A 2,860-nucleotide genomic window follows, 5' to 3' on the forward strand; every position below is an offset into this window, starting at 1 on the left:
GGTTTATTGGATAAACAAGGGAAAATCGCAGATAGCGGTAAGGGAAATGGCTACACAGCTTGGAGAAGCATCACGCCGGAGCATAATGCGCTAGTTAATGCAATGCTAGCAAGTCCGTGTCACATTATCGCAACAATGCGAAGCAAGCAAGAATATGTGCTACAAGTTAACGATAACGGTAAACAAGCCCCCAAAAAAGTTGGCATGGCACCGATTCAGCGCGACGGAATGGAATATGAATTCACTGTCATGTTTGATATTGATATTAATCACAATGCAACATCAACAAAAGATAGAACGCGGTTATTTGACGGCAAAATTTTTAAGATTACATCAGAAACTGGCGAGCAATTGCTGGCGTGGTTAAATAACGGTGTTACAAAAGAGCAGGCGGAAGTTAATAATTTCAAAGAAAAGACCTCTAATATTTCATCTTTGGATGAACTGCAGAAATTATTCGCTATTAGTTTTAATAACTTACGTGGATGCAGTGAGCAAGAAGAAGTTATAGAGCACTACAATCAGTTAAAGATAAAGCTTTCAGAAGGTGAAAATAATGAGACAGTTTAATATTTATTTCGATATAGAAACAATTCCAACCCAGTCTGACAATATAAAAAACTATATTCAAAGCAATTTAACAGCGCCGGCAAATTATAAAAAACCCGAAGCGATAAGTACTTGGATTGAAGAAAACAAAGAACCGGCGTATCGAAAAACCGCTTTAAACGGCGGTTTTGGTCAAATTGTTTGTATTGGTTATGCAATCAATGATGGAGATGTAAAGGTAATTCATTTTGATAACTGGATATCATCCGAAAAACAAATATTGCAGACATTTTTTAATGAATTGATTGAGTGTTATAGACCAAGTGCGGACATAACACCACATTTTATTGGACATAACATAGAGAGCTTTGACTTACGTTTTATTTATCAACGTGCAATTGTACTGGGTATAAAACCACCAGCGTTTTTACCGCTCAATAGTAAATCATATAACAATATGTATATATTCGACACAATGACGGAATGGGCAGGTAAACGTAATTACGTGTCTTTGAATGAAATTTGTTTGTCGCTAGGTATACAGCCAAAAGGTGACGAAATAGACGGCTCTAAGGTTTGGGATTTTGTGCAGGATGGAAAATTAAAACAAGTTGCAGACTACTGTGCTGATGATGTTGAAAAAGTTAGAGCAATTCATAAAAGAATAACATTTCAAGATGTGGCTTAAATTAAACAGCATAACCGTCATAGTGACGGTTTTTTAATAACGTCTGGTATATGCGTTGATGATTAGTGTTAGCAGAGACCTGTCCTCCTTTCAGTTAGCGCACTAGTTTGAAATATACAAGTCTTATTGTTTGATAGACGGTAGTCACGCCGTTGGCGACAGAGTGACACCCACCCAAATCAACGGTTAAAACAATAGAGGTTAGAAATTGTGATGATAAAGATAATGACTAAATTAAACTGGCGTAAATATCCCGATGAAAAACCAGTTACGATAAGAGACGACAAAATTATTGCACTTGTAAAAAGCAAGTATTGCGATAAACCTTTTTTGCAAGTTTTCGCCTATGTGCGCGAAATCGAGTTATTTTACTGCGGCTATAGCATAGTTACCGATATTGATGATCATGAAGATGATACTGATGACGGCAAAACTGTAATTGCATGGACGTATTTAGATGAATTACCACTACCGCAGGAGTACTTATGTCAGAAAAAATAACGTTTGTTGTGTATGCACGGATTGGACCGTCAAGAAATGAAGAAAAAATCGAAATTGATAAAGCTGAATATGAAGCTCTGGAAGATAAGGATGTGTACCTGCAAGAGTTAATTAATTCTTATCTTCCCGATCTTGTAGACAGCGGAATATATATTGAGGAGTAATTATGATTACAGATGAAGAATGGAAAAAGCTAAAAGTTGGGGATGTTATCTATGTTGTAAATGATTTATATGATTTACAGTTAACAAAAACAACTATATCAAAAATTACAAAAGCGCAACTAAAGTTAGACTATGCTGAATATTTGTATGTTCAGACTTATAACAAATCTCAATCTGATCGTTTGTTTACCAATGCATGTAATGCATATAAATATGGAATAGATCTTCTGTCAGAAAAAACAAAAAAATTACATAAAAAGATAAACGAAATAGAGTCTAATAAATCTCTTTTTACAAAGAGCTATGAACAACTGGAGCAAGAAAATGGCAAATAATTTAAATCAGTGTTTATTCACTGGCAGAATCGGGAAAATCGAGGAGCGTTACACCTCTGATAACAAGTTAATCGTTAATTTTACTATGGCAATTGGTAGCTATAAGAAGAATGGCGATAGCTATGAAGATGTCACAGATTGGGCTAATTTACGAGCGTTCGGTAAGATTGCGGAAAAAGTGCGAGATAAAGGCAAAGGTGCTTTTATTCGTGTTACAACTCGATACAAAACAGATAAATGGCAGGACCAACAAGGCAACAACAAAACAGCCATTTATTTTATAGTTGATGATTTTGAAGCGTTAACGTTCGACAAAAGCGGCAATCAGTCAGCACAACAACATAAACCACAAACATCAGCTCAGCAAAATGAGTTTATAGATGATGAGATTCCTTTTTAATCAATGACTTATAAAGTTACCCACAAAATCTGTTAATAACTCACTGAACAACCACCCTATTCTATTAATTTATTACAAATATCTGCGCTGATTATTTGGCGTGCAATGAAATAATTGAGAGAGCATTTTTTATCTTTGATTCACCAATTTTGGGGAATCAAAGTATAAATTACGAACACCCGTTTTATTAATTAACGCCAAATTTGGCGAAATATTAAAGGTG

Annotated in this window: 6 protein-coding genes; all 6 read left to right on the plus strand. The window is 35.2% G+C overall.

Annotation, left to right across the window (positions count from 1 at the left end; genetic code table 11):
• A partial coding sequence (locus A9G31_RS00680; protein ID WP_176700327.1) for an AAA family ATPase occupies nt 1-570 on the plus strand: 570 nt, incomplete at its 5' end.
• Nucleotides 557-1,237, plus strand: a complete 681-nt coding sequence (locus A9G31_RS00685) for a ribonuclease H-like domain-containing protein (protein WP_065559982.1) — start codon at nt 557-559, stop codon at nt 1,235-1,237. The genes A9G31_RS00680 and A9G31_RS00685, both read left to right, overlap by 14 nt.
• A gap of 225 nt (nt 1,238-1,462) precedes the next feature.
• Nucleotides 1,463-1,738 carry a hypothetical protein gene (locus tag A9G31_RS00690; protein WP_065559983.1) on the plus strand — a complete coding sequence of 92 codons (276 nt, stop codon included), beginning with the start codon at nt 1,463-1,465 and terminating at the stop codon, nt 1,736-1,738.
• Nucleotides 1,723-1,902, plus strand: a complete 180-nt coding sequence (locus tag A9G31_RS00695) for a hypothetical protein (protein ID WP_065559984.1) — start codon at nt 1,723-1,725, stop codon at nt 1,900-1,902. The genes A9G31_RS00690 and A9G31_RS00695 overlap by 16 nt, the downstream gene beginning before the upstream one ends.
• A gap of 2 nt (nt 1,903-1,904) precedes the next feature.
• Nucleotides 1,905-2,237 carry a hypothetical protein gene (locus A9G31_RS00700; RefSeq protein WP_065559985.1) on the plus strand — a complete coding sequence of 111 codons (333 nt, stop codon included), beginning with the start codon at nt 1,905-1,907 and terminating at the stop codon, nt 2,235-2,237.
• Complete coding sequence (locus A9G31_RS00705; RefSeq protein ID WP_065559986.1) at nt 2,227-2,637, plus strand: single-stranded DNA-binding protein; 411 nt, start codon at nt 2,227-2,229, stop codon at nt 2,635-2,637. Before A9G31_RS00700 ends, A9G31_RS00705 begins: the two co-directional genes overlap by 11 nt.
• Nucleotides 2,638-2,860: the final 223 nt, after the last annotated feature.

The organism is Gilliamella sp. Gris1-4 (assembly GCF_001690335.1).
GTDB lineage: Bacteria > Pseudomonadota > Gammaproteobacteria > Enterobacterales > Orbaceae > Gilliamella > Gilliamella apicola_P.

What these genes read in the sequence shown, in the direction of transcription:
- A9G31_RS00685 (WP_065559982.1), top strand. Translation starts at nt 557, where the DNA reads ATGAGACAGTTTAATATTTATTTCGATATAGAAACAATTCCAACCCAG.
- A9G31_RS00690 (WP_065559983.1), top strand. Translation starts at nt 1,463, where the DNA reads ATGACTAAATTAAACTGGCGTAAATATCCCGATGAAAAACCAGTTACG.
- A9G31_RS00695 (WP_065559984.1), top strand. Translation starts at nt 1,723, where the DNA reads ATGTCAGAAAAAATAACGTTTGTTGTGTATGCACGGATTGGACCGTCA.
- A9G31_RS00700 (WP_065559985.1), top strand. Translation starts at nt 1,905, where the DNA reads ATGATTACAGATGAAGAATGGAAAAAGCTAAAAGTTGGGGATGTTATC.
- A9G31_RS00705 (WP_065559986.1), top strand. Translation starts at nt 2,227, where the DNA reads ATGGCAAATAATTTAAATCAGTGTTTATTCACTGGCAGAATCGGGAAA.